Source organism: Streptomyces sp. NPDC054841, from assembly GCF_053611045.1.
In genome coordinates this window covers 1-25,366 of record NZ_JBSGZO010000077.1, presented here as the reverse complement: position 1 = coordinate 25,366, position 25,366 = coordinate 1, and the positions used below count along the sequence as shown (strand labels likewise).

Here is a 25,366-nt window from a genome sequence, read left to right as displayed (position 1 = left end):
CCGGTGGCCCGCTCCGCACACCTCCGCGCCCCCCGCTCCCCACTAACGTTCCGCTTGCTCCCTCTTGGCGCGGAATGCGAAGAATGGCGCCGCGCAGCCGCGACGAGGGGAGCAGTACGTGGGCGGGATCACGCTGGTGAAGGACGGTCAGGCCGCCGGGGAGACGGCCGAAGACCGCTGGGGGCCGCCGCGCGACGAGGCGACCGGGGCCCCCGAGCCGCCGACCACGGGATCCTCCGACGTGGCAACGGATCTGAGTCCCCGTCGCGTACGGCTCGTCTTCTTCGGCCTGATGCTCGCGCTGCTGCTCGCCGCGCTCGAGCAGATGATCGTGGCCACCGCCCTGCCGAAGATCGTCGGCGAACTCCAGGGCCTGGACCGGATGCCCTGGGCGATCACCGCGTATCTCCTCACCGCCACCATCGGCCTGCCCGTCTACGGAAAACTCGGCGATCTCTACGGCCGCAAGGGCATCTTCCAGTTCGCGATCGTCGTCTTCGTCATCGGCTCCGCCCTCGCCGGCTGGTCGCGCACCATGGACCAGCTCATCGCCTTCCGCGCCATCCAGGGCATCGGCGCGGGCGGCCTCATGATCGGCGTGCAGGCGATCATCGCCGACATCGTCCCGGCCAGGGAGCGCGGGCGTTTCATGGGCCTGATCGGCGCCGCCTTCGGTCTCGCCTCGGTCGCGGGTCCGCTGCTCGGCGGCTTCTTCACCGACCATGTGTCCTGGCGCTGGTGCTTCTACTTCAATGTGCCGTTCGGCCTCGTCACGCTCGCCGTCGTCGCCGTCGTCCTCGAACTGCCGAAGCCGGCGGCGCGGGCGCGCTTCGACGTCCTCGGCGCGCTCCTCCTCGCGGCCGCCTCCACCTGCCTGGTGCTGCTGACCAGTTGGGGAGGCACGGAGTACGCGTGGGACTCACGCGTCATCCTCGGACTCGCCGCCGGGGCCGCCGGAACCGCCCTGCTGTTCCTGGTCGTCGAGCACTACGCACCCGAACCGGTCATCCCCCTGCGGCTGTTCCGCGACCCGGTCTTCAACGTCACCAGCCTGGTCGGGGCCGTCGTGGGTGTCGCCCTCTTCGGCGCCGCCAGCTATCTGCCCACCTTCCTGCAGATGGTCGACGGCGCCAGCGCCACCGAGTCGGGGCTGCTGATGCTCCCCATGATGGGCGGCATCGTCGTCGCCTCGGTCGTCTCCGGACAGCTCATCAGCCGCACCGGCAAGTACAAGGTCTACCCGGTGCTCGGCAGTGCCGTCTCGGCCGTCGGGATGTGGCTGCTGTCCAGGCTGGAGGCCGACACCACGCGGCTCGAGCACTCCGTCTGGCAGGCGGTCCTCGGCGTCGGTATCGGTCTGGTGATGCCCGTCCTCATCCTGGCCGTGCAGAACGCCGTGCCGCCCGCCGATCTCGGCACCGCCACCAGCGCCAACAACTACTTCCGGCAGATCGGCGGCAGCGTCGGCGCGGCCGTCTTCGGCACCCTCTTCGCCGACCGGCTCACCGACTCCCTCGCGGGCCGGCTCCCGGCCGGAGCCGGACTGCCCGCCCCGGAGTCCATCACTCCACAGCTCGTCCACGCCATGCCGCCCGCCCTGCGCGACAGCTACATCCAGGCGTACGCGGACGCGATGCCGCGGATCTTCCTCTACCTCGTGCCGGTGCTCGTCCTCGGCCTCTTCCTCGCCTTCTTCCTCAAGGAGAAACCGCTGGTGTCCCACAACGCCCCCGCCTCCGCCGAGCCCACCTCCGTTCCGCACGCGCGCACCGCGCCACCGTCCCCCGCGCCCGCATCGCCGTACCTCGTGGGCGTACCCGTCTGCGGCACCGTCCAGCACCACGACGGCACCACCGTCCCGCGTGCCGCGCTCACCCTCATCGATGTGCGTGGGCAGCAGATCGGGCGCGGCGCCAGCGGCGAGGAGGGGCGCTACGCGCTGAGCGTGCCCGGCCCCGGCTCGTACGTCCTGATCGCGGCGGCCGGCGGGCACCAGCCGCAGGCCGTGTCCGTCACCGTGGGCGAACGGCCGGTGGAGCTCGACGTCGTCCTCGGCGGCGCGGGACGGCTCGCCGGGAGCGTCGTCACCGCCGACGGCAGCCCGGTGCGCGACGCCGCGGTGACCCTGACCGACGTACGCGGCGAGGTCGTCGCCACCACCCGCAGCGGGCGCGAGGGCACCTATGTGATGGCGGAGCTGGTGGCGGGGGAGTACACCCTCGCGGCGAGCGCCCCGGCATTCCGTCCCGCCGCCCTCCCCGTGAGCGTCCAGTCGTCCCGCGAGACCCGGCAGGACATCGAACTCGCGGGCGGCGCGGTCCTGCGCGGCACCGTGCGCGCCGGCGGCGGACGGCCCGTCGAGGACGCGCGGGTGACGCTGCTCGACGCGGCGGGCAATGTCGTCGACACCCTCACCACGGGCCCGGACGGAACCTTCCGCTTCGTCGATCTGTCGTCCGGCGAGTACACCGTGATCGCGGCGGGCTATCCGCCGGTGGCAACGGTGCTGCAGGTCGCCGGCGGCGGACGCACGGAGCGCGATCTGCAACTGGGGCACGAGGACCAGGGTTTCTGACTTCCTGCCGGCGGAAGCATGCGTTCCGCAATTCCGCGCGCGGGCGTACGACCGATTCGGCCGATGCCCCACGCACGACGGTCGCAGAGGCCTACCGTGGAGTAAGCAGAGCCTTCAGCGGAGTGACCGCCGCAGATCCCGTGCTCGGGGAAGGAGCCTCCCACCGATGGACAGTGGTGTTTCGCCGAAGCTGCCACGGCAGTACGCAGCAGCCGGGCGGATTCCGCTCGCCGTGGTCGTCGTGGACGGCGACGGCCTCGTGTCGCACTGGTCGACCGGTGCCCGGCGGCTGTTCGGCCACGCGAAGGAGGCCGCCCTCGGCCAGCCCGTCGTCGAGCTGATGCCGGTCACCGGCGCGCTGACCGAAGAAGGCTCGTACGAGTCGGACGACAACTACGGCGGTCTCGGACCCGGCCTCGACGCCTCGTTGAACGGGCAGACGTCCTACCCCGCGGCGGGCCGGGCCCGGCTCACCGGCGGCGGCGTGGCCGAGGCGGAGTCGCGGAAAGACCGGGTGGACGTCCTGTGGTGGTCGTATCCGCTCGTCGGCCCCGGGCCGGAACGGCTGCTCGTCCTCGCCGCCGACGCCGCGCAGTTCGACTCCGGCGAGGACACGCCGGGAGCCGAGGAGGGCGTGGAGCGGATCGCTCCGGGCTTCGCGCTGCACACCGAATTCCCCGGCTCCGACGAACTGGCCCGGCGGCTCCCGGAGATCCTGCCGAGCATGAGCGTCCGGGAATCCACCCGCATCGTCGCGCAGGTGCTGGAACTGGGCTATCCCGTCATCGAATTCAGCCACCACGACCGGGTGCCGGTCACCCTCGACTGGGGAGTGCCGAGGCGCGCGGAGCGCCGGGAGCGGCTGAGCGCCGCCCAGGAGGCGGTGGCCGCGGGACGCCACACGGACGAGGCGGATCAGGAGCTCGACCTCGAATACGCAGCGGTGCGGGAGCGGCTCGAATTCCTCAACGAGGTGAGCGGCCGCATCGGTTCCTCGCTCGATCTCGCCCGGACGATCCAGGAGGTCAGCGCGGCCGTGGTGCCGCGGTTCACCGATGTCGCGGGCACGTATCTGCGCGAGCAGGTCATCGCGGGCGAGGGCTTCCCGGACGGCCCGCCGGACGCCACCACCATGTGGCACCGGGTCGCCGTCGAGCATGTCGACGCTCCGGGACGCTGGGACGATGTCGTGCCCGTCGGCGAATCCATGCCGTTTCCCGTGCACACCCCCTTCTTCCAGTGCATGACCACCGGCGAGCCGGTACTGGTACCGAGGATCAGCAAGGAGATGGGCACCGCCATCGCCTCCCAGTTCGAAAAGCGCGACATCCGGCCGCTGATCAGCGGCCGGTCGATGCTGGTGGTGCCGCTCAAGGCGCGCAATGTGGTGCTGGGTTTCATGATCCTGCTGCGCCACCCGGAGCGCGCCGTGTTCAACGACATGGACCGGGTGACCGGCGCCGAGCTCGCCGCCCGCGCGGGTCTCGTTCTCGACAACGCACGTATGTACACGTACCAGGAGACTGTCGCCGAGACCCTTCAGGATTCGATGCTGCCGCAGGTCACGCCCCGTATGGCGGGCTGCGACACGGCGACCCGCTATCTTCCGGGCACCCTGCTCGGACGCGTCGGCGGGGACTGGTTCGACTCCATCAAACTGCCCGGCTCGCGCACCGCACTGGTCGTCGGCGATGTGATGGGCCACGGCCTCAACTCGGCCGCCATGATGGGCCAGTTGCGTACGGCCGTCCAGACGATGGCCGCCCTCGACCTGCCGCCGGGGCAGCTCCTGCGCAACCTCGACGATCTGGCCCAGCGGCTCGGCGAGCACTATCTCGCGACCTGTCTGTACGCCGTGTACGACCCGATCGCCGGCGAGCTGCTGCTGGCCAACGCGGGCCATGTCCCGCCCGTCCTCGTCCGCGCGGCGGACGGTCGCAGCGAGCTGCTCGGTCTGCCCACCGGGGCGCCGATCGGTGTTGGCGGTGTCCCCTTCGAGACCGTGCGGGTACCCGTCGAGCCCGGTGACCGGCTCGTCATGTGCACGGACGGGCTGGTCGAGGTGCGCGGCGAGGACATCGGCGTCGGTCTGGCGACACTCTGCGAGTCCGCGGCACACCCGGCGGCTTCCATGGACGACGCCTGCGACACCGTCATCAGGGCGCTCAACACGCGTGGCGGACGCAAGGACGATGTCGCCCTGCTGATGGCGAGGCTCAACGGCATCGCGGCCGACGACGTCGCCCGGTGGCAGCTGGCGCCCGAGCCGCGCGAGGTCCCGAGGGCCCGCCGGCTGGTGCGCGAGCAACTGGCGGCCTGGGGCCTGGACGAATCGGCCGGCACGCTGGAACTGCTCGTCAGCGAGCTGGTCACCAACGCCGTACGGCACACGGACAGCCGCCGGATCGAGCTGCGGCTCGTCCGCACCGACGCGCTGCTTTGCGAGGTCACGGACGAAGGGCACAGCCTGCCCACGCTGCTCAGCGCCGGCCCGGACGACGAGTCCGGGCGCGGACTGCGGGTGGTGAGCGCCCTGGCGAGTGAGTGGGGGACGAGCCGGTCCGGCCACGGCACGTCGGTCTGGTGCGAGCTGCCGGTCCCGAGCGGGGCGAGGCGTGCGCGCGTGTCGAACGCCAGATGAAGGATTGCGCAGGACCCTTGTCGCTCCGACCCGTCGGCGGTAGACCGATCTTGACGCGGCGTCAGGTTGTGATGCCGTGAGGTCCGTTCCCCTGGGGAGCTGCGCATGAGCGTGACGAGTCGGTACAAGGACGCCTGGGAGGGCTTCTGGCGGGAGGCTCCGGACGAGCCGGGAGCGGTGTTCTGGGACGCCGAGCCGGCGCTGACGGCGAGCCGGCACCTGGCTCTCTTCGAGCCGCATCTCACGGCGCCGGGGCTGCCTCTCGTGGATCTCGGCTGTGGCAACGGAACCCAGACGCGGTACCTCGCGGCCCGCTTCCCACGGGTGCTCGGGGTGGACCTGGCAGCGGCCGCGATCATGCACGCCCGCCGGCAGGACAGACAGGGTGAGGTCCGCTTCCGTGAGGTCGACGCGGTGGACGCGGCCGCAGTGGGGCAGCTGCACGCCGAGTTCGGCGACACCAACGTCTACATGCGGGGCGTGCTGCACCAGAGCGAGCAGCAGGACCGGGCGGCCCTCGCGGAGTCCATCGCGACCCTGGTGGGGGACGGCGGCCGGGCCTTCGTCGTGGAGCCGGCCGAGGCCGCCGGGCGGGTCCTGATGAGCCTCGCGCAGAGCCCGTCCGGCCCGCCTTCGAAGCTCCAGCCGGTCCTGCGGCACGGCATCGCGCCGGGCGCGGTCGCCGACGCACAGGTCCCGGAATACTTCCGGGCAGCGGGCCTGGACGTGGTGGCGAGCGGCGAACTGCCGCTGGCCACGACCGAGTACGCGGCGGACGGCTCGCGCATCGAGCTGCCGTCGACTTGGCTGGTCGTGGGCCGGAACGGGTGACGCCACAGGTCTGAACCACGGACAGTTATCCACAGGGCTGGTCGGCCCGGCGGGCGACGCGTACGGTTCCAGGCATGAAGATCCTCATCAGTGCCGACATGGAGGGCGCCACCGGTGTCACCTGGCCGGCCGACGTGCTGCCGGGCACGCCTCAGTGGGAGCGCTGCCGGTCCCTGTTCACCTCGGATGTGAATGCGGCGGCGCTCGGCTTCCTCGACGGCGGTGCCGACGAGGTGCTCATCAACGAAGCGCACTGGAGCATGCGCAATCTGCTGCTGGAGCACTTGGACGAGCGTGTCGAGATGCTGACAGGACGCCACAAATCACTCTCCATGGTCGAAGGTGTGCAGCACGGCGATGTGGACGGCATCGCCTTCGTCGGCTACCACACAGGAGCGGGCGCCGAGGGTGTGCTGGCGCACACGTACTTGGCGAACTCGATCACGGGCGTCTGGCTCAACGGCACACGCGCGAGCGAGGGCCTGCTCAACGCGCACGTGGTCGCGGAGTACGGCGTCCCGGTGATCCTGGTCACCGGCGACGATCTGACCTGCGAGGACGCTCTGGCGTACGCGCCGGAGGCCCGCAAGGTAGCCGTCAAGGACCATGTCTCACGGTATGCGGCGGTGTGCCGCACTCCGGCCCGCACGGCCGCCGACATCCGCGCGGCGGCCAAGGAAGCCACGGCACTGGCCGTCCGCCACGAGCCGGTGCAGGGCGGTCCGTTCACGGTGGAGCTGGAGTTCGACGCGGAGCACCTCGCCGCGGCCGCGACCGTCGTACCGGGCGCGACCCGCAGCGGCGAGCGGCGCACCGTCTACACCAGCGAGACGATGTATGAGGCCATTCGTACCTTCAAGGCGGTCACGACGATCGTCTCAGCCGCGGTGGAGGAGCAGTATGGCTGACGTGACTCGCCCTGAAACGCAGACCGGCACGCCTTCGGCGACCCCCGCCGGCACGACCGTCGACAGCATCGCCCTCGACGAGGTGGTGGCCTTCACCTCCGAACTGATCCGCATCGACACCACCAACCGCGGCGGCGGGGACTGCCGCGAGAGGCCCGCCGCCGAGTACGCGGCGGAGCGGCTCGCCGGAGCCGGCCTCGAGCCGGTGCTCCTGGAGCGCACCCCGGGCCGTACGAATGTGGTGGCCAGGATCGAAGGCACCGATCCGTCCGCCGACGCCCTGCTCGTCCACGGCCATCTGGACGTGGTCCCCGCGGAGCCCGCCGACTGGTCCGTGCACCCGTTCTCCGGCGAGGTCCGCGACGGCGTCGTCTGGGGCCGCGGAGCCGTCGACATGAAGAACATGGACGCGATGATCCTCGCGGTCGTCCGTGCCTGGAAGCGCGCCGGCGTCCGGCCCCGCAGGGACATTGTCATCGCCTACACGGCGGACGAGGAGGCCAGCGCGGTCGACGGTTCGGGCTTCCTCGCCGACCAGCACGCGGAGTTGTTCGAGGGCTGCACGGAAGGCATCAGCGAATCCGGGGCGTTCACGTTCCACGCCGGGCCCGGAATGGCGCTGTACCCGATCGGGGCGGGAGAGCGGGGAACCGCCTGGCTCAAGCTCACCGCCCACGGCAGGGCCGGGCACGGCTCCAAGGTCAACCGGTCCAATGCGGTGACCAGGCTGGCCGAGGCCATCGGCCGGATCGGCGGGCACGAGTGGCCGGTCCGCCTCACACGCACCGTTCGGGCCGCCCTGTCCGAGCTGGCCGTGCTGTACGGCATCGAGGTCGACGTCGATGCCCCGGACTTCGACGTGGACGCCTTGATGGCGAAGCTCGGCCGGGCCGCGGCACTGGTCGAGCCGGTCGTGCGCAACAGCGCCAACCCGACCATGCTGGACGCCGGCTACAAGGTCAATGTGATCCCGGGGCATGCCACCGCGTACGTCGACGGGCGGATGCTGCCGGGCGGCGAGGAGGAGTTCCGCGAGACCCTCGACCGGCTCACCGGACCCGACGTCGACTGGGAATTCCACCATCGGGAGGTGGCCCTGGAGGCACCCGTCGACTCCCCGACCTTCGCCAAACTGCGCGCGGCGATCGAGCGTTTCGATCCCGCCGGGCACGTCATCCCGTTCTGCATGTCGGGCGGCACCGACGCCAAGCAGTTCGCCCGCCTCGGGATCACCGGCTACGGCTTCTCGCCGCTGAAGCTGCCCGAGGGTTTCGACTACGCGGCCATGTTCCACGGAGTCGACGAGCGCGTGCCGGTCGAGGCCCTTCACTTCGGCGTCCGGGTTCTCGACCACTATCTGAAGTCCGCATAGGGGAGTTGGCAATGGTACCCACGGGGGCTTACGGCACCTGGCCGTCGCCGATCGACGCCGCGCTCGCCGCATCCCACGACGGCCGTCCCGAGTACGTGGGCGCCGTCGGCGACGAGGTGTGGTGGACCGCGCCACGCCCCACCGAGGGCGGGCGCCGCGCCCTGGTGCGCCAGAAGGCCGGCGGAGCCGAGGAGTCGGTGCTGCCCGCCCCGTGGAATGTGCGCAGCAGAGTCATCGAGTACGGCGGACAGCCGTGGGCCGGAGCCGCCCGGCCCGATGGCGGCCCGCTCGTCGTCTTCGTCCACCACCCCGACCAGCGGCTGTATGCGTACGAGCCGGACGGCGGCGGCGAGCCGCGGCCGCTCACCCCCTTGTCCCGGGTGGGCGGCGGGCTGCGCTGGGTGGACCCGGTGATCCACCTCGACCGGGGTGAGGTCTGGTGCGTGCTGGAGGAATTCACCGGGGAAGCACCCACCGATCTGCGGCGGGTGATCGCGGCGGTGCCGCTGGACGGTTCGGCGGCCGACGACCGGGGCGCCGTCCTGGAGCTGACCGACGACCGGCACCGCTTCGTCACCGGGCCCCGGCTCTCGCCCGACGGGCGGCACGCCGCGTGGATCGCCTGGGACCACCCGAGGATGCCGTGGGACGGCACGGAGGTGATGGTCGCCGAGGTGGCGGACGGCGGACCCTTCGCCGCAGTAAGGAAGGTCGCCGGCGGGGCCGACGAGTCGGTCGCCCAGGTCGACTGGGCCCGGGACGGCTCGCTGCTGTTCGTCTCCGACCCCGGCAACTGGTGGGAACTGCGGCGCATCCGTCCCGGTGTTCTCGCCGCCGGCGGGGCGACCGCCACCGGACTCTGCGAGGGGCGGGGCGAGGAGTTCGGCGGACCGCTGTGGAAGATCGGCCTCAAGTGGTTCCAGCCGCTGGACAACGGGCTGATCGCGGTCATACACGGAAAGGGAGCCACGGCCCTCGGCATACTCGACCCCGAGACGGGGGAGCTCGTGGACGCCGCGGGCCCCTGGACCGAGTGGGCGCCGACGCTGACCGCGCACGGCAGCCGCGTCTACGGCGTCGCGGCGAGCCCGCGCAGCGCGTACGAAGTGGTGGAGCTCGACACCTGCACGGGCAGGACCCGTGTGATCGGCTCGAAGCACGACGACCCCGTGGACCCCTCGTACTACCCCGAGCCGCAGATCCGCACCTTCACCGGGCCGGACAACCGGGAGATCCACGCCCATGTCTATCCGCCCCACAACCCGGACCGCGTTGCGCCCGGCGACGAGCTGCCGCCCTATGTGGTCTGGGCGCACGGTGGACCCACGGGCCATGCCCCGCTCGTCATGGACCTGGAGATCGCCTACTTCACCTCGCGGGGCATCGGTGTCGCAGAGGTCAACTACGGCGGCTCGACCGGCTATGGCCGCGAGTACCGGAACCGGCTGCGCGAGCAGTGGGGTGTCATCGATGTCGAGGACTGCGCTTCGGTCGCCGAGGCCCTGGCCGCCGAAGGCACGGCCGACCCGGCGCGGCTGGCGATCCGTGGCGGCAGCGCCGGCGGCTGGACCACCGCGGCGTCCCTCACCGCCACCGATGTGTATGCGTGCGGCACGATCATCTATCCGATCCTGGATCTGATGGGCTGGGCCACGGACGAGACCCATGACTTCGAGTCCCAGTACCTGGAGTCGCTGGTCGGGCCGCTCGCCGAGGTCCCCGGGCGTTACCGGGAGAGATCGCCCATCGAGCACGTCGAGCGGATCTCCGCCCCGTTCCTGCTGCTCCAGGGGCTGGACGACCCGGTCTGCCCGCCGGCGCAGAGCGAGCGATTCCTGGCCCGGATGGCGGGGCGCGGCATCGCGCACGCGTACATCGCCTTCGAGGGCGAGAGCCATGGATTCCGCCGCGCGGACACCATGATCCGCGCCCTGGAGGCCGAACTGTCCCTGTACGCACAGACCTTCGGCATCACCCGCACCGACGTCCCCCAGCTCGAACTGAAGAAGTGAGCGCTGGAGAAGTGAGCGCTGGAGAAGTGAGCGCTGGACAGTGATCACGGAAGAAGTGATCACGGAAGAAGTGATCACTGGAGAAGCGACTTGGGAGCCCGCGAAGTGACCCTCACGCCTCTGACCCGGCCCGCGCGCCTCGTGCCGGGCGCCAGGATCGCCGTCGTCGCGTCCAGCGGTCCCATCCCCGCCGAGCGGCTCGAAGCAGGCCTGGACATTCTGCGCGGCTGGGACCTGGAGCCGGTCGTGATGCCCCATGTCCTCGACGAGCACCCGCAGCTCGGGTACCTCGCGGGAGAGGACGAGGCCCGCGCCCGGGACCTGCAGGACGCGTGGTGCGATCCGACCGTCTCCGCGGTGATCTGCGCCCGCGGCGGCTACGGCGCCCAGCGCATGGTGGACCTGCTCGACTGGGAGGCGATACGAGCGGCGGCCCCGAAGGTCTTCATCGGCTACAGCGATGTGACCGCGCTCCATGAGGCCTTCGCCGTACGGGCCGGACTTTCGACCCTGCACGGCCCGATGGCCGCGGCAGCGACCTTCCTCAAGGACACCCGTACTCAGGAGTCGCTGCGCGCCACCCTGTTCGAGCCCGAGTCGGTCAGGACCCTCGGCCTGGAGACCGCCCGTACACTCGTGCCGGGGCACGCGAGCGGCATCACGCTGGGCGGCTGCGTCTCTCTGCTCGCCGCCGAGCTCGGCACCCCCCATGCCCGGCCCTCGGCCCGGGGCGGACTGCTGCTGATCGAGGACGTGGGCGAGGAGCCGTACCGGCTGGACCGGATCCTCACCCAACTGCTCCGCTCCGGCCGGCTCGACGGAGTGACCGGGATAGCGCTCGGCTCCTGGGAGGAGTGCGGGCCGTACGAGGAGGTCCAGGCGCTGATGCGGGACCGGCTGGGCGGACTCGGGGTGCCCGTCGTCGAGGAGCTGGGCTTCGGTCACAGCGCGACGGCGCTGACGATGCCGCTGGGTGTTCCGGCGGTGCTCGACGCGGACGCGTGCGTGCTCAGGCTCGACGTACCCGCGCTGCGCTGAATTCCCGCCCCCCGCGCGTACTTCCCGCACTGCGCGTGCCCGATGTGACCCGGCCGTTCACGGTGGAGCTGCCGGGCATCGTGCACCGTTACGCGAGCGGTCACCGGCTCGGGTTCGTGATCGCAGGCAGCGACAGCGCGTACTCCGGCAACCGCGGCATCAAGCCGGTGACGGTCACCAGCGCCCCTGGGGACACCGGTGTCCTGGAACTCCCCGTGATACGTGGCTCGTTGAGCTGAGGCCGCTGCTTGGGACATGACCCGGGGCGGCCGGTCCGGTGGATCTTGCTGGGCTCGCTGATCCAGCCTGATCCACGGGACAGGCCCCGGCCCCCGTCCCGCGGCTACAGCGCCGCGTACCCCGGACGGATCACCTCGTCGATGATGCGGCGACGCTCCGGGAGAGGCAGGAACGCCGACTCGACGGCCGCGACGGTGAACTCCTCGAAGACCGCGGGGCCGTAGCCGAAGGCGTCCGCCATGTGCTGGAACTCGTGGCTCATGGTGGTGCCGGAGACCAGGCGGTTGTCGGTGTTCAGGGTGATCCGGAAGCCGAGGCGGCGCAGCAGGTCGATCGGGTGCGTCGCATAGTCCTTCGCCGCGCCCGTCTGGAGGTTGGAGGTCGGGCAGACCTCCAGCGCGATCCGGTTGTCACGGACGTACGCGGCGAGGTTGCCGAGCGTAGCGGTGCCGTCGTCGTGGACCCGGATGTCGTCGGTGATGCGCACGCCGTGGCCGATGCGCTCGGCGCCGCAGACCTGGACCGCCTCATGGATGGACTCGGCGCCGACGGCCTCGCCCGCGTGAATCGTGAAGTGGCAGTTGTGGAGCTTCAGGTGCTGGAAGGCGGGGAGGTGGTTGGCCGGCGGGTTGCCGATCTCGCCGCCCGCGATGTCGAATCCGGCGACCCCGCGCTCCCGGTGGGCGACCGTCAGCTCCGCTATCTCCAGGGAGCGCCGAGTGTGCCGCATGCCCGTGAGCAGCGCACGGACCGCGATCCGGCCGCCCGTGCGGCGCTCGCCCTCACGGAAGCCCTCGTTGACGGCGTCCACGACCTCGTCGAGGCTCAGACCGCGCTCCAGATGCTGCTCCGGGGCGTACCGCACCTCGGCGTAGACGACCCCGTCGGCGGCCAGGTCCTCGGCGCACTCCGCGGCGACACGGAAGAGGGCCTCGCGGGTCTGCATCACCGCACAGGTGTGGGCGAAGGTCTCCAGATAGCGCTCCAGCGATCCGGAGTCCGCGGCGTCGCGGAACCAGACGGCGAGCGCCTCGGGGTCCTCGGTGGGCAGATCGCCGTAGCCGCACTCACGGGCCAGCTCGATGATCGTGGCGGCGCGCAGACCGCCGTCCAGGTGGTCGTGGAGGACGGCCTTGGGGGCCTGGCGGATCCAGTCCGCGAGAGCGGACGGGGCGGCGGTGTTGTCAGACAAGTGCATGCAGCGGGAGTGTACGGCACGGCGGCGCCCGACGCTGTGACGCACCCGGGACCCCGGTACGCCCCATCTGAGCTTCGCGCGGGAGTACGCCCGGCGGGCTCAGGGAGAGCCCCGTCGCGCGTGCCGCCCGGGCCTGTTCGGTGGATCTTGCCGGGCTCGCCCGACCCACCGGACAGGGTCTAGTTCGACTGCAGCACCGGCAGCGCAGGCGCCCCCGTCGGAAGCATGTGCTTCGCGGCCAGGATCGGCACGTCCCCGGCCCGTACGACCTGCGTGATCAGCGCCGCGGGTGTGTCGGCAGGGCGGTCCAGCTGGGCCCCGCGCCGCTGCCCCAGCAGGGTCGCGGTCACCCCCGAGTGCGCGGTCAGAGACACCCCGCGAGAGGCCCCGGCCAGAACCGCCAGCATCGAGGTCCGGTCGGCGTCGCGGGCCTCGCGCAGCGCCTGCGCGAACGACGGATGCGCTCGGGCCAGTACGTCGTCGGCCGCGGCCCACTCCTGGCTGAGCGCGGCCGCCGCGCCCTCCCCCGACAGTACGGACTCCCAGAACCGCAGTTCCGCCCGGGCGGGCGCGAGCAGATGCTGCGTGGTGAAGTCCGTCGGCTCCTCGACGGCCCGCAGCAGTGCCCGTACCCGTAGCGGCGCACCGGCCGAGAGCTGCTCCTCCAGCGGCTGGATGTACTCGAAGCCCCGCCGCGGCGGGCGGTCGTTGACGGTCCTGCCGACCCCGCGCCGTACCGTCAGCAGCCCGTCCTCCTGGAGGAGCAGCAGCGCCTCGCGCAGGGCCGGCCGGCTGACTCCCAGCTCGGTCGCGAGCCGGGGCTCGGACGGCAGGGTGGAGCCGGGCGGGTAGGTGCCGTCGTGGATGGCGTCCGCGATGCGCTCGTACAGGACGACGACCGGCCTCCGCTGCTGTCCGCTGACCGCCACGGCCCCTCCTCGGCTCACTTGTCTGGCTGCTGACTGCCTGCTGACGACTGCCTGCCGGCTGACTACTCGTCCCGTTGTCGGCCGGGTTGAGGGTTCATTTTCCCGCTCACCGTAATTCACATCCAGAGGGTCTTGACGTTCTACGCACGTAGATTCCCTCCTGTCCGAGGGTGCTTGTCAGACAACTGGCAGCTACCGTCGAGATGATCGATCGGAGAGCCGTCGTTCGACGTCGGGTCTCGAATCCACCCTCACCCGTACGGCTCGCCCCAACGCCTCATGGGACCAGGATCCGTCCATCCTGGTCCCATGAGCTCCAAGGACGTGAAGGGCAGCACGAAGGGCAGGGCGAAGAGCGGACACGGCTTCCGCAGCAGGCTCACGCCGTCCAGGATCGCCGTTGTGGTGATCGCGGTCCTCACCCTGATCTTCATCTTCGAGAACACCCGGCGGGTGAGGATCAGAATGCTTATCCCCGAGGTCACGCTGCCGTTGTATCTGGCGCTGTTGGCCACCTGGATCCTCGGCGGGCTCTGTGGTGGGTACCTCTTCCGGCGCCGCGCCAGATAGCGGGCGTTAGCCTGGCGTCATGCCCGCCACGCCTGCCATGCCCGCTGACGCCGACGCCCCGGACCCGGGCTCCGACCCCGCTTCCGGGTCCCAGCGCGACCCCGCTTCCGGTTCCGAGCGCGACCCCGCTTCCGGTTCCGAGCGCGACCCCGCGTCCGCCTCCGGGCCCGAGTCCGCTCCCGGCTCGGAGCGCGACTCCGCGCTCCGCTCCCACGATGGTCCCCACAACGGCTATCTCGCCGTGGGTCCGCGGGTGGGCATACGCCACTACCGCCTCGACGACGCCGAAGAGTTCACCGCACTCGCCCGCGAGAGCAGGCAGTTGCACCGGCCCTGGCTCTTCCCGCCCCAAACGACCGCCGCGTACGCCGCGTTCGCCCGCAAACTCATCGACGACCCGACCAAGGCGGGCTTCCTCGTCTGCGAGCGCGAAAGCGGCCGGATCGCCGGATTCATCAACATCAACAACATCGTCGAAGGCGGTTTCCTCTCCGGAGCCGTCGGCTACGGCGCCTTCGCGCCCGCCGCGGGCCGCGGCTTGATGAGCGAGGGCCTCCGCCTCGTCGTACGCCATGCGTTCGGCCCGCTCGGCCTGCACCGCCTCGAAGTCAACATCCAGCCGCGCAACGAGGCGTCCATCGCCCTCGTGCGACGGCTGGGCTTCCGGCTGGAGGGCTTCTCGCCCGACTTCCTCTTCATCGACGGGGCCTGGCGCGACCACGAACGGTGGGCGATGACCGCCGAGATGACGGTCCGCGACGAGGGCACGTCCTCCTGATCCTGCCGACCGTGGCGGGGCTCAGGACTCCACGGCCGACCGGTGCAGGATCCGTGCCAGCTCGCGTGGCCGGGAGAACATCGGCCAGTGGCCGGTGTCCATCTCGACCAGCCGCCAGCGCTCGCCGTTCAGCAGCTCGGCCACGTCGCCGGACGGCTCGGGGCCGTCGAGCAGGCACTTGACGTACGTCGCCGGAAGCTCGCCGAGCGGGCGTGCCAGCACGGCCGGCTCGGTCAGCGTGGCGCCCGGATGCGGCGTGGAGCCGCCCACGATCCGGGCGATCTGCTCGTCGGTGAGACCCTGGCCGTCGAAGTCGGCTGCGGTCAGGGGCGCCCAGAAGCCGTCGTTCTCGGCGATCGCAGCCTCGAACTTCGCCCGGCCCTGCCACCAGGCGGAGGCGAAGGACCCGCCGTCGGCCGGAACGCTGGAGTCGACGAAGACCACGCGGGTCAGCCGGTCGCCGATCCGCTCGGCGGCCTGACCGACCGGGATGCCCGAGTAGCTGTGCCCGACAAGGACGACGTCGCGGAGATCGTGGCGTTCCACCTCGTCGACGATGTCCTGTACATGGGTCTGCTGCCCGGCGGGCACGCCTTGCTTGTCGGCGAGGCCGGACAGCGTCATCGGGTGGGTGCCGTGCCCGGCCGCACGCAACTCCGGCACCACCTCGTCCCATGCCCACGATCCGAGCCACGCGCCTGCTACCAGAACGAATTCAGCCATGGGGGCAACGTAGCGCGGCGGTCTGACAACACGCCCCGGATTCCCCGGGAATCCCGGTGGACTCACGATGCGTCTGTCAGGCAGGGCACAGCTTCCGCCCCGGGAAGCCCCGAAGCCCCGAAGCCCCGAAGCCCCGAAGCCCCGAAGCCCCGAAGCCCCGAAGCCCCGAAGCCCCGAAGCCCCGAAGCCCCGAAGCCCCGAAGTCCGAAGTCCGAGGTCCGGCCCGGAAGGTCACGCGCGCGGACCGTCCCACCGTGAACCCGCCGTCGGAGCGACGCACTGCGGCGCACCGGCCCCGCACTCCGGCCCCGCACTCCGGCCCCGCACTCCGGCTCCCGCCCGCCTCAGCGGCCGCGCTTCCGGTTGATCTTCATCGTGTCCATGTCGGTCGCCGACGACCTGAGGTCCCGGAAGCCGTACCCCAGCTCCTTGAGCGCGGTCTCCGCACGGTCCTCGGCGATCGCGGCCGCCATCTCCTCGCCGTCCGCCGCGTCGGACGCGACGACATAGCGGTACGTGAAGTGCTTGAGCACATGGTCGTACACGAGCGAGCCCTCCGCGGTGAACTGCATCTGCGCGAGGCCGTGGTTGTCCACGTCCGCGAGAAGCGCCTCACGCGCCGCGTCCGTCAGACCGTCCCAAGTGCCGCGCACGATCACCCGGTAGGTGTGCTGCGTACCCATGCTCTCCCGCCATCCTCTGCCGCCTGCCCGGCGATGAACCGATCGAAGATCGAGCGTACGACGGTGAGGACGGCCCGTATACGGAATATCCCCGCTCCCGGCGGACTGCTGCCTTTGCCGAAGCCTGACCCACAGAGCCCCTGGTCGGGGCGGCGCGCACCGTGTTCCATGGTCAACGGGACCGTCGGCCGCAGCAGTTGCCGGCGACCGCGTGAACGATGCGAACGAAGCGAGGTTGCCTTGGCCACGACCGTGCGACGTGCCGTACTGACCCTGCCCGTGGCCCCGCCCGGGCCCGAGAATCCGCTGCCCGCCCTGCGGCCCCTCGACGAGCTGCACGCGCTCGACGAACGCGCGAAGGAGGGGCTGCCCCGCGACATGGCCCGCCAGATCGGGTACGAGCCGCTGCGCACCGTCCTGCCGACGAGTCTGCGCGACGGCTACGGCCGGGAACGCGCCGGGGCGGACCTCGACACCGTCGTCATCGAGAACGACCGGTTGCGGGTCACCGTGCTGCCCGGTCTCGGCGGCCGCGTCCACTCCCTGCACCACAAGCCCACCGGCCGTGAACTCGTGTACCGCAACCCCGTCCTCCAGCCCGCCGACTTCGCCCTCAACGGCGCCTGGTTCTCCGGTGGAATCGAGTGGAACATCGGAGCGACCGGCCACACGACCCTGGCCTGCGCCCCGCTGCACGCCGCCGTGGTCCCGGCTCCCGACGGGGGCGAGATGGTCAGGCTCTGGGAGTGGGAGCGGCTGCGCGACCTGCCGTTCCAGGTCGACCTCTGGCTTCCCGCCGACTCCGACTTCCTCTACGTCGGCGTGCGGATACGCAACCCCCACGAGCGGCCCGCGCCCGTGTACTGGTGGTCCAACATCGCGGTGGTGGAGGACGAGCGGACCAGGGTCCTGGCACCCGCCGACGAGGCCTGGCACTTCGGCTACGAACGCACCCTGCGGAGGGTCCCGGTGCCACGGCACGACTCCACCGACCGTACGTACCCGACCCGCAGCGAGTACCCCGCCGACTACTTCTACGACGTGCCGGGGGAATCCCGTAAGTGGATCGCCGCACTCGACGCGCACGGCCACGGGCTCGTCCAGACCTCGACGGACCGGCTGCGCGGACGCAAGCTCTTCCTCTGGGGCTCGGGACGTGGCGGGCGGCGCTGGCAGGAGTGGCTGACGGAGCCCGGTACGCCCGGCTATTCCGAGATCCAGGCCGGACTCGCCCGTACTCAGCTGGAACATCTGCGGCTCGACGCGGAGGAGGAGTTCAGCTGGCTGGAGGCGTACGGGCCGCTGTCGGCCGACCCGTCGGCCGTGCACGGCGACGACTGGGCAGCGGCGTGCGCCGAGACGGCCGGACGGCTGGAATCCGTTCTGCCGCGAGCGGACGTCGACGCCGCGTACGCGGCGTGGCAGCGCTGCGCCGACACCGAGCCGGGGGACGCCCTGGCCACCGGCTCCGGCTGGGGCGCGCTGGAAGTGCTGCGCACCGGCGTCAAACTTCCCGGCACGCCCTTCGACGAGGCCACGCTCGGTGAGGAACAGGCGCCCTGGCTGGAGCTGCTGCGGACCGGCGTCCTGCCCGCGCCGCGCCGCGTCGCCCCGCCGGGCCCCACGCTGGTCGCCCCGCACTGGCGCGACATGCTGGAGACGGCCCCCGCGGAGCCCCACACCGAGTACCACCTCGGCGTCGCCCAGTGGCACGCCGGCGATTTCGCCCAGGCCGTGCGCAGTTGGGAGCGCGGCCTGCGACTCGCCCCCTCTCGCTGGCCGTTGCTGCGCTGCCTCGCCGTCGCGGAGCACACCGGTGGCCACCGCGAGCGCGCCGCCGAGCTGTACGCGGAGGCTTTCGACGACTTGTGCGCGGAGCGCCGCGACCATGGCGAGAGCTGGACCGCGGCGACGGCGGCGCTCGCCCGGGAGACGATCGAGGCTCTGCTCGTGGCCGGACGCACCGTGGACGCCCGCACGGTACTGGACCGGTTGTGGCCGTCCCTGCGCAGCCGGGGGCGCTTCCGTCTGCTGGAGGCCCGGCTCCTGCTCGCCGAGGGCGCGTGCGACGCCGCCCGTGCCGTCTTCGACGAGGGTTTCGAGGTGGCGGACCTGCGCGAGGGCGCCGAGGTCCTGGGCGAGCTGTGGGCGGAGCTGACCGACGATCCACTGCCGGACCGTTACGAGTACCGGATGCGGCCGCCCCGTTCGCAGGGCCCGGGCGAGGGATGAGGTTGCCGTTGACGCGTCGGCGGGCGGGGGATGAAGTTGCCGTTGACGCATCGGCGGGTGAGGGACGGAGTCGCCGTCCATGCGTCGGCGGGCGAACGCCTCAGTCCGGCACGACCGCCCGGCGGTCGACGTACTCGAAGACCGACCCGTCCGGGTGGACGGCGATGAGATTGCGGCCCACCGGGGTCGGCACCGGTCCCGCGAGGACCCGGGCGCCGACTTCGGTGAGCGTCGCGTGTGCCGCGTCCACGTCCTCGACCGCGATGGTCGCCGTGACCTTGCGCAGCACCTCCAGCTCCGACTCAGGGCCGCTCATCAGCAGGAAGCAGCCCACCGCCGCGACCGACACCCCGCCGCGCTCGAAGCGGAGCGCGGGGGTCCCGGTGAGGCGTTCGTAGAAGCCCGCGGCGGCCTCCAGATCGTCGACGCAGATGCGCAGCGTGGTTCCGAGGATCTCCATACGGGCAAGGGTAGTTGGCGCGGCAGTGCCACGAGATCGATTCCCGCCGCCGGGCCCCGGGGGACCCGGGGCCCCGTAGCCTGATCCACGGGACAGGTCCTACGCCCGGCAGATCAGCTCGCCGTGCGGGACCATGAACCAGGCGTCGTCATGGCCGCCCCACTCGCGCCAGGCGCCGGCGACGGCCGCCAGGTCCTCGGTGCGTGCGTGTCCGCCGTCGACGGCCAGTTTCGCGTAGCCCGACGCCGTCGTACGGTCCGCCCACAGGCCGCTCCACCAGGCGCGCTCCTCGGGCGTCGTGAAACACCAGGCGGATGCGGTCGCCGTGATGTCGGTGAAGCCGGCGCGGCGCGCCCATGAGTACAGCCTTCGTCCAGCGTCCGGTTCGCCGCCGCTCGCCCGGGCCACCCGGTGGTAGAGCTCCCGCCAGCCGTCCAGGGCCGGGACTTCGGGGAACCAGGTGAAGGCCCCGTAGTCGCTGTCGCGGACCGCGACGATCCCGCCGGGACGGCACACCCGCCGCATCTCGCGCAGCGCTCGCACCGGGTCGCCGACATGCTGCAGGACCTGGTGGGCGTGGACGACGTCGAAGGCGTCGTCGGGGAAGTCCAGTGCGTGGACGTCGGCGACCGCGAAGCGGACATTGTCCAGGCCGCGGCCGGCCGCCACCTCACCGGCCTGTTCCAGGACGTCCGCCGCGGCGTCAACGGCCGTGACCGTGCCGGGTGCCACCAGCGAGGCCAGGTCGGCCGTGATCGTGCCGGGTCCGCAGCCGACGTCCAGCACGTCTGCGCCCGGGCGCAGTTCGGGAACGAGATATGCCGCGGAGTTGGCGGCGGTCCGCCAACGGTGGGAGCGCAGCACGGACTCGTGGTGCCCGTGGGTGTAGACAGCGGTCTCCTTCGACATGGCCGTACTCCCTCTCGTGAAGTGGTACGGACACGGTACGCCGATGTGTCGAATGGTGAGATCCGTGTCTTACTATCTGGACCAGATGCGTCTGGACGCGATGCTGTCCGGACCCTGGTGTCCGGAGTCGACGCTGTCCGGACGCGCATCAGCTCCCGACGCCCGACGGGGCCGTCAACGGGCGGTACACGACCAGCGCCTCCAGCGCCTTGTCCACGACCAACTCGGGGGCGGACTCGGCCACTTCGCCGTCGTACGCCAGCGGGGTGCCGGGGGCCAGACCGGAGATCCGCAGCCGCCGGAGCCGCACCGCAGCGTGGACGGGAGAGCGGCTCAGCGGACCGGCGAGCGCCGCCGCGAGCAGCCGCACCCCCGGACCCCGGCCGCCGTGCACCACCCTGACGTCCAGCAGCCCGTCCGCGAGGTCGTACCGTCGGCCCGGCGTCGGGCCGATGCGCTGGTAGATGCCGTTCCCGGCGAACAGCAGCCACAACGGCCGCCTGCGCCCCCCGAACTCGGCTTCCAGCGGATGCTCGCCGCGCAGGGTCCGCAGCGCGGCGAGTACGCCGGCCGGCCAGCTGCCGATCCGCGGAGACCAGTGCTCGCGTACCCGTACCAGCTCCGGATAGACGCCGAGGGAGAAGGTGTTGACGAAGTGGCCCTCCGGTGCGCCGCCGGGGCCGGGCGTGAAGCGGCCCAGGTCGACGCGCACGGCGTCACCGGCGGCCAGGGCCCGGCAGGTGTCGTGGACGGTCTCGATGCCCAGGTCGTACGCGAAGTGGTTGAGCGTGCCGCCGGGGAACACGGCAAGCGGCAGCCGGTGCCTGGCGGCGATCGCCGCGGCGCGGCTGACCGTGCCGTCGCCGCCGAGGATTCCCAGCGCCCGGCAGCCGCTCGCCGCCGCTTCCTCCAGCGCGGCGTCGAGCTCCTCCGGCGCACACTCCACCACCGTGGCGAGCGGGAGGGCGTCCCGCACCAGGGCCGCCGCACCCTGCGGACCCTGGGTTCCCTCCGCGCCCTCCGTGGCCTGCGTGCCCTCCGCGCCTTCCGCGGCCGCGAGGCCGCCGAGCAATACTGCGCCGCTCGCGCCGGCCGAGCGGTTGGCGACCACGACCAAGTCCCTGCCGCCCGGCAGTACTGGCGCCTGGGCATGAGGCCGGCCCGGCGGCGGCAGCTGATCGCGGGTGGGCACCAGCCCGCGCACCGCGAACGCCGCACCCACGCCCAGCGCCGCACCCGCCAGCACATCGGCCGGATAGTGCGCCCCCGTGTACACACGGGAGAGTGCGACCGCGGCCGCGAGGGGCGCGACCGCCGCGCCCCACGCCTTCGACTCCATCGCCACGCCGGTCGTGAAGGCCGCCGCGGAAGCGGAGTGCCCGGAAGGGAAGGAGGTGGTGAACGGCTGCCGCTTCAGCTGTCGGATCAGCGGCACGGCGTCCAGTATCGGCCGGGCCCTGCGCACCGACCGCTTGCCCACGGTGTTGATCGCGGCGGAAGCGAGCGCCAGCGACGCCACGCCCCGTACGGCCGCCCGCCGCGTCCGTACGCCGCGCCCGACGACCGCCATCGCGGCCGCCGTGCCGAACCAGAGGAGCCCGTGGTTGGCGGACCGGCTGAGCCTCGGCAGAAACAGGTCCCCGCCCGGCCAGTGGCGGGTCGCCACCGCATGGAAGACGCGCCGGTCCCAGCCGGCCGCGGCCGAGGCGAGGCGGCGGGCAGTGCCGGGACGCGAAGTGGTGGCCGGGGAGGTTTCCGGGGCGAAGGCTGACATGGAACGCGGGTACCCCGCGTGTCCGCGGCCCAAGCGGCCCTTCGTGCAAGTTCCCCCGCAGCGCCGAGGTGCCCGGGGAGAGCGACCGGACGCCGTCGGAGTGCTCGGGTGGGTTTCACCTGACGCGGTCGGAGTGCTCGGGTGCGCCCCACATGACGCCGTCTGAGCGTTCGCGCGCGCCGCGGCGCCGGAGCAGAGTGGACCGTATGGACAATCGCCTTCTGGACCGGTATGCACAGGCGCTCGCACTCTTCACCGACCGGGTGCACGCCGTCCGGACCGACCAGTGGGACGCGGCCACGCCCTGCTCCGAATGGTCCGTCCGGGATCTGGTGAACCATGTGACCAGCGAGCAGTTCTGGGTGCCGCCCCTGGTCAGTGAGGGCCGCACCATCGCCGACGTCGGCGACGCCTTCGACGGCGACGTCCTGGGCGACCATCCGGCCGTCACCTGGGACCGCGCCGCCTCCGCGGCCAAGGCGGCCTTCAACGAGCCCGGCGCGCTGGACCGCACGGTGCGGCTGTCGTACGGCGAGAGCACCGTCGCCGACTACTGCTCGCAGACGGTGGCCGACACGGTGGTGCACACCTGGGACCTGTCACGCGGCATCGGCGCGGACGAGACGCTGCCCGACGAGCTCGTCGGCTTCACCGAGGAGGAGATCTCCCCGTACGCCGCGGACCTCGTCAAGAGCGGGCTGTTCGCCCCTGCGGTGAAGCCACCGGCAGGAGCGGACGCGCAGACGAAGCTGCTCTGTCTGCTGGGACGCCGTCCCTGACGATGCCCGGGGCAGTCCCCGGAAGGGCCTGACCCGCCGCCCGCGGCGCGCCTACGATCTCGGCATGGCCGTCAACAGGCAGGATCGAGTGGCTCGTACCACCCTCGCTGCCGAATCGCGCCACCGTGCGCCGCGGCACGCCTGTCGTCGCTGTTGCCGCTGCTGCTGTCGCTGACAACGACCTGCCGCCTGCTTCCCCTTTCTGCCGCCTTTCTGCCGCCTTTCTTCCTGGCCGTTTCCTCGAACGTTCTCGTTCCCGCTCTCGTCCTCCCAGCCGTACTCATTTCCCTGCTCCGCCACGCCCTTGGAGGCGCGCTGTGTCGATTCCGCCTGGTCGCAGGTCCGCCCGTACGTCTGCCCGTACGCCCGCCCGACGTTCCCTGCTCAAATTCCTCGCCGCCGCGCCGGTGGCCGCCGGCTCCCTCGCCACGGCCACCCCGGCCGCCGCCGCTGCTCCTGGCATCGTCAAGCCCCTCCCTCCTGAGCTGTTCACCATCCGTGGCACCAACGCCGAGGCGAACTTCGCGTCGTTCCGGGACACCGGACGCCTCACACCCATCGACCGGTTCTTCGTCCGCAACCACACGTCCACGCCCCGGCTGAACGAGACGGACTGGAAGCTCACCCTCTGGGGCACCGGGCTGCTCGGCCGCCGCCCGGTCGAGTTCAGCTACGGCCAGTTGCGCTCGATGCCGTCCGTCACCCGCACCGCGTTCCTCGAGTGCGCCGGCAACGGCCGCAGCTTCTACACCAGTCAGCAGGGCGAGGCCGTCAGCGGCACGCCCTGGACACTCGGCGCGATCGGGGCCGCGCGCTGGCGTGGCGTGCGCCTCGCGGATGTGCTGTGCAGGGCCGGCGTGGCCTCGGACGCGGTGGACGTGATGCCGCGCGGCCTGGACGACGAGCACGTCTCCAATGGCGTCGGCCTCGGCCGGGTGCGTCGCCCCCTGCCGCTGGCGAAGGCTTTTGACGATGTGATCCTCGCCTACGAGATGAACGGCGAGCCGCTGCCGTACGATCACGGCTACCCCGTCCGGGTGATCGTGCCGTCCTGGATCGGTATCGCATCGATCAAATGGGTCGGTGACATCGAGGTGAGCACGGCGCCGCTGAGTTCGCCCTGGAGCACCGACAACTACCGGCTGTTCGGCCCGGCCTATCCGCCGGAGGGCAGCGCTCCGCTGACCCGGCAGACAGTCAAGAGCGCTTTCGAGCTGCCGCTGGGAGCGACGCTCGCGGCCGGGGAGACCCATCTCCTCACCGGACGTTCCTGGTCGGGTGCGGCGCCCGTGCGCCGGGTCGATATCAGCACGGACGGCGGCGTGCGGTGGCGCCCGGCGCAGTTGTGGGACACCCCGCGCCGTGACGGCTGGGTACGCTGGTCGGCTTCCTGGCGCCCGTGTCGTACGGGCGGGACCGCGCTGCTGGCCCGTGCGACGGACGCGGCGGGCAACACCCAGCCGGTGCGCGCCGTCCACAACACCCAGGGCTATCTGTTCGACGCGGTGGTGCGCCACGGGGTGACCGTGGTCTGACCCATGGGCCGGGGCGGTGGCGGGGACGCGGGCGCGGCGGGCGCCTGCCCGTCGCGAGCCACCGGCCGAACGGCCCGTCCGGTGCGGTGGCGCGGCCCGTCCGAAGCTGTCGAACGGCCCGTCCGGTGCGGTGGCGCGGCCCGTCCGGAGCTGTCGAACGGCTCGTGCGGAGCTGCCGAACGGCCCGTCCGGAGCGGCGGAACGGCCCGAACCTTCGTATAAAGGGCACGTGGGCCGGGCAGGGGTTCCCGGGTGTGAGCACGGGAGGTGGGCGCATGCAGCGGTCGGATCCGGAAGGCCACGGTCCGGTCCGTTACGGTCCGCCCTCACCCGACCCCGGCCTGCCCGTACTGCCGGAGCTCGCCGCCGTGCTCGCTGCCGCCTCCGGGCGCACATCGCCCGAACCGCCGGGCGGTGGACCGGTGCTGCGCGAGGCGGCCGCCGGGTACTGGTGGCGGCGCGGGTTGCGCAGCCGTCCCGAGGACATCGCGGCCGCGCCCGGCGCACAACCCCTGCTGCTCTCCCTGCTGGCCGCGCACGGCGGCGATGTGCTGATGCCGCGGCCCTGTCCCGCCTGGTGGACGCCGCAGGCGCGGCTGCTCGGCCGGCCCGCGTACCACGTGCCCACCCCGGCGGAGTGCGGTGGCGTGCCCGACCCGTACGCGCTGCTGGAGACCGCGCGCAGGGTGCGGGCGGAGGGCGGTGCGCCGCACGTCCTGCTGCTCTCCGTCGCCGACGACCCCACGGCGACCGTAGCCCCGCCCGAACTGGTCCGCGAGGCCTGCGAGGCCGCGGTCGACGAGGGCATGCACATCATCAGCGACGAGACCTGGCGGGACACGCTCCACCAGCCGCACGAACGGGTGCTGCTCAGCCCCGCCGAGATGTGCCCCGACGACGTGACCGTCGTCAGCGACCTGTCGGGCGCGCTCACCCCGGCCGCCTGGCCGGTGGCGGTCGCCCGGTTCCCCGCGACCGAGCGCGCCGTCGGGCGGCGGGCCCGGGTGCTGGACATCCTCACCGCGCTCGGGGCGTTCGTCGCAGGACCGGTCGCGGCCGCCGCCGCGCACGCCCTCGGCGAGCCGGGGCCGGTCAGCACCAGGTCCACGCAGGCCGCCGCGCTGCACGGGCGGGTGGCGGCCGCGGCCCATCGCGCGGTCCTCACCGCCGGCGCAGTGG

20 protein-coding genes and 1 pseudogene are annotated in these 25,366 nt (G+C 72.0%); 14 read left to right on the top strand and 7 right to left on the bottom strand.

Annotation, left to right across the window (positions count from 1 at the left end):
- Positions 1–118 precede the first annotated feature (118 nt).
- From ACWGI8_RS13805 to ACWGI8_RS13770, 8 genes and pseudogenes are all read left to right on the top strand, one after another.
- The gene (locus tag ACWGI8_RS13805; RefSeq protein WP_453660674.1) at positions 119–2,575 is read left to right on the top strand and encodes an MFS transporter; all 2,457 of its coding nucleotides are present in this window, start codon (positions 119–121) and stop codon (positions 2,573–2,575) included.
- A gap of 166 nt (positions 2,576–2,741) precedes the next feature.
- On the top strand, positions 2,742–5,216 hold the full coding sequence (locus tag ACWGI8_RS13800) for an ATP-binding SpoIIE family protein phosphatase (protein ID WP_453660672.1): 2,475 nt from the start codon (positions 2,742–2,744) through the stop codon (positions 5,214–5,216).
- Between the two features lie 105 nt (positions 5,217–5,321).
- Positions 5,322–6,047 carry a class I SAM-dependent methyltransferase gene (locus ACWGI8_RS13795; RefSeq protein ID WP_453660670.1) on the top strand — a complete coding sequence of 242 codons (726 nt, stop codon included), beginning with the start codon at positions 5,322–5,324 and terminating at the stop codon, positions 6,045–6,047.
- 74 nt (positions 6,048–6,121) lie between these two features.
- Complete coding sequence (locus ACWGI8_RS13790; protein WP_453660669.1) at positions 6,122–6,955, top strand: M55 family metallopeptidase; 834 nt, start codon at positions 6,122–6,124, stop codon at positions 6,953–6,955.
- Positions 6,948–8,327, top strand: a complete 1,380-nt coding sequence (locus tag ACWGI8_RS13785) for a M20/M25/M40 family metallo-hydrolase (RefSeq protein ID WP_453660668.1) — start codon at positions 6,948–6,950, stop codon at positions 8,325–8,327. Before ACWGI8_RS13790 ends, ACWGI8_RS13785 begins: the two co-directional genes overlap by 8 nt.
- 11 nt (positions 8,328–8,338) lie before the next feature.
- Positions 8,339–10,339 carry a prolyl oligopeptidase family serine peptidase gene (locus ACWGI8_RS13780; protein WP_453660667.1) on the top strand — a complete coding sequence of 667 codons (2,001 nt, stop codon included), beginning with the start codon at positions 8,339–8,341 and terminating at the stop codon, positions 10,337–10,339.
- 105 nt (positions 10,340–10,444) lie between these two features.
- The gene (locus tag ACWGI8_RS13775; protein WP_453660665.1) at positions 10,445–11,377 is read left to right on the top strand and encodes a S66 peptidase family protein; all 933 of its coding nucleotides are present in this window, start codon (positions 10,445–10,447) and stop codon (positions 11,375–11,377) included.
- 29 nt (positions 11,378–11,406) lie between these two features.
- A pseudogene (locus tag ACWGI8_RS13770) lies at positions 11,407–11,616 on the top strand (peptidase S15); the annotation flags it as partial.
- Between the two features lie 104 nt (positions 11,617–11,720).
- On the opposite strand, the gene ACWGI8_RS13765 reads toward ACWGI8_RS13770, so the two are convergent.
- Both ACWGI8_RS13765 and ACWGI8_RS13760 read right to left on the bottom strand, forming a co-directional pair.
- On the bottom strand, positions 11,721–12,815 hold the full coding sequence (locus tag ACWGI8_RS13765) for an adenosine deaminase (protein WP_453660663.1): 1,095 nt from the start codon (positions 12,813–12,815) through the stop codon (positions 11,721–11,723).
- Between the two features lie 179 nt (positions 12,816–12,994).
- The gene (locus ACWGI8_RS13760; protein WP_453660661.1) at positions 12,995–13,744 is read right to left on the bottom strand and encodes a GntR family transcriptional regulator; all 750 of its coding nucleotides are present in this window, start codon (positions 13,742–13,744) and stop codon (positions 12,995–12,997) included.
- 309 nt (positions 13,745–14,053) lie between these two features.
- On the opposite strand from ACWGI8_RS13760, the gene ACWGI8_RS13755 reads away from it, so the two are divergent.
- Together ACWGI8_RS13755 and ACWGI8_RS13750 are read left to right on the top strand one after the other, a co-directional pair.
- Positions 14,054–14,314 carry a DUF1049 domain-containing protein gene (locus ACWGI8_RS13755; RefSeq protein ID WP_453660660.1) on the top strand — a complete coding sequence of 87 codons (261 nt, stop codon included), beginning with the start codon at positions 14,054–14,056 and terminating at the stop codon, positions 14,312–14,314.
- A 241-nt stretch (positions 14,315–14,555) separates the two neighbouring features.
- Positions 14,556–15,092 (top strand): GNAT family N-acetyltransferase, encoded by a 537-nt coding sequence (locus ACWGI8_RS13750; RefSeq protein ID WP_453660676.1) that lies wholly within the window; start codon positions 14,556–14,558, stop codon positions 15,090–15,092.
- A 21-nt stretch (positions 15,093–15,113) separates the two neighbouring features.
- Here ACWGI8_RS13750 and ACWGI8_RS13745 read toward each other — a convergent pair whose 3' ends face one another.
- Both ACWGI8_RS13745 and ACWGI8_RS13740 read right to left on the bottom strand, forming a co-directional pair.
- Positions 15,114–15,815, bottom strand: a complete 702-nt coding sequence (locus ACWGI8_RS13745; protein WP_453660659.1) for an alpha/beta fold hydrolase — start codon at positions 15,813–15,815, stop codon at positions 15,114–15,116.
- Positions 15,816–16,159: 344 nt separating this feature from the next.
- A complete protein-coding gene (locus ACWGI8_RS13740; RefSeq protein WP_453660657.1) occupies positions 16,160–16,498 on the bottom strand; it encodes a DUF6204 family protein in 339 nt (112 codons plus the stop codon).
- A gap of 240 nt (positions 16,499–16,738) precedes the next feature.
- Here ACWGI8_RS13740 and ACWGI8_RS13735 point away from each other — a divergent pair, with 240 nt between their 5' ends.
- Positions 16,739–18,730 (top strand): DUF5107 domain-containing protein, encoded by a 1,992-nt coding sequence (locus ACWGI8_RS13735; protein ID WP_453660655.1) that lies wholly within the window; start codon positions 16,739–16,741, stop codon positions 18,728–18,730.
- A 100-nt stretch (positions 18,731–18,830) separates the two neighbouring features.
- Here ACWGI8_RS13735 and ACWGI8_RS13730 read toward each other — a convergent pair whose 3' ends face one another.
- From ACWGI8_RS13730 to ACWGI8_RS13720, 3 genes are all read right to left on the bottom strand, one after another.
- The gene (locus ACWGI8_RS13730; RefSeq protein WP_453660653.1) at positions 18,831–19,190 is read right to left on the bottom strand and encodes a VOC family protein; all 360 of its coding nucleotides are present in this window, start codon (positions 19,188–19,190) and stop codon (positions 18,831–18,833) included.
- A gap of 99 nt (positions 19,191–19,289) precedes the next feature.
- Positions 19,290–20,099, bottom strand: a complete 810-nt coding sequence (locus tag ACWGI8_RS13725) for a methyltransferase domain-containing protein (protein ID WP_453660651.1) — start codon at positions 20,097–20,099, stop codon at positions 19,290–19,292.
- A 148-nt stretch (positions 20,100–20,247) separates the two neighbouring features.
- Positions 20,248–21,873, bottom strand: coding sequence for a phosphatase PAP2 family protein (locus ACWGI8_RS13720; protein WP_453660649.1), 1,626 nt, complete (start codon positions 21,871–21,873; stop codon positions 20,248–20,250).
- 206 nt (positions 21,874–22,079) lie between these two features.
- Here ACWGI8_RS13720 and ACWGI8_RS13715 point away from each other — a divergent pair, with 206 nt between their 5' ends.
- From ACWGI8_RS13715 to ACWGI8_RS13705, 3 genes are all read left to right on the top strand, one after another.
- Positions 22,080–22,652, top strand: a complete 573-nt coding sequence (locus ACWGI8_RS13715; RefSeq protein ID WP_453660647.1) for a TIGR03086 family metal-binding protein — start codon at positions 22,080–22,082, stop codon at positions 22,650–22,652.
- A 317-nt stretch (positions 22,653–22,969) separates the two neighbouring features.
- A complete protein-coding gene (locus ACWGI8_RS13710; protein WP_453660645.1) occupies positions 22,970–24,187 on the top strand; it encodes a sulfite oxidase in 1,218 nt (405 codons plus the stop codon).
- 275 nt (positions 24,188–24,462) lie between these two features.
- Positions 24,463–25,366, top strand: a 904-nt coding sequence (locus ACWGI8_RS13705) for an aminotransferase class I/II-fold pyridoxal phosphate-dependent enzyme (RefSeq protein WP_453660643.1), incomplete at its 3' end; no start/stop codon positions are given.

What these genes read in the sequence shown, in the direction of transcription:
- ACWGI8_RS13720 (WP_453660649.1), bottom strand. Translation starts at nt 21,873, where the DNA reads ATGTCAGCCTTCGCCCCGGAAACCTCCCCGGCCACCACTTCGCGTCCC.
- ACWGI8_RS13790 (WP_453660669.1), top strand. Translation starts at nt 6,122, where the DNA reads ATGAAGATCCTCATCAGTGCCGACATGGAGGGCGCCACCGGTGTCACC.
- ACWGI8_RS13800 (WP_453660672.1), top strand. Translation starts at nt 2,742, where the DNA reads ATGGACAGTGGTGTTTCGCCGAAGCTGCCACGGCAGTACGCAGCAGCC.
- ACWGI8_RS13725 (WP_453660651.1), bottom strand. Translation starts at nt 20,099, where the DNA reads ATGTCGAAGGAGACCGCTGTCTACACCCACGGGCACCACGAGTCCGTG.
- ACWGI8_RS13785 (WP_453660668.1), top strand. Translation starts at nt 6,948, where the DNA reads ATGGCTGACGTGACTCGCCCTGAAACGCAGACCGGCACGCCTTCGGCG.
- ACWGI8_RS13730 (WP_453660653.1), bottom strand. Translation starts at nt 19,190, where the DNA reads ATGGAGATCCTCGGAACCACGCTGCGCATCTGCGTCGACGATCTGGAG.
- ACWGI8_RS13780 (WP_453660667.1), top strand. Translation starts at nt 8,339, where the DNA reads ATGGTACCCACGGGGGCTTACGGCACCTGGCCGTCGCCGATCGACGCC.
- ACWGI8_RS13795 (WP_453660670.1), top strand. Translation starts at nt 5,322, where the DNA reads ATGAGCGTGACGAGTCGGTACAAGGACGCCTGGGAGGGCTTCTGGCGG.
- ACWGI8_RS13765 (WP_453660663.1), bottom strand. Translation starts at nt 12,815, where the DNA reads ATGCACTTGTCTGACAACACCGCCGCCCCGTCCGCTCTCGCGGACTGG.
- ACWGI8_RS13715 (WP_453660647.1), top strand. Translation starts at nt 22,080, where the DNA reads ATGGACAATCGCCTTCTGGACCGGTATGCACAGGCGCTCGCACTCTTC.
- ACWGI8_RS13755 (WP_453660660.1), top strand. Translation starts at nt 14,054, where the DNA reads ATGAGCTCCAAGGACGTGAAGGGCAGCACGAAGGGCAGGGCGAAGAGC.
- ACWGI8_RS13740 (WP_453660657.1), bottom strand. Translation starts at nt 16,498, where the DNA reads ATGGGTACGCAGCACACCTACCGGGTGATCGTGCGCGGCACTTGGGAC.
- ACWGI8_RS13745 (WP_453660659.1), bottom strand. Translation starts at nt 15,815, where the DNA reads ATGGCTGAATTCGTTCTGGTAGCAGGCGCGTGGCTCGGATCGTGGGCA.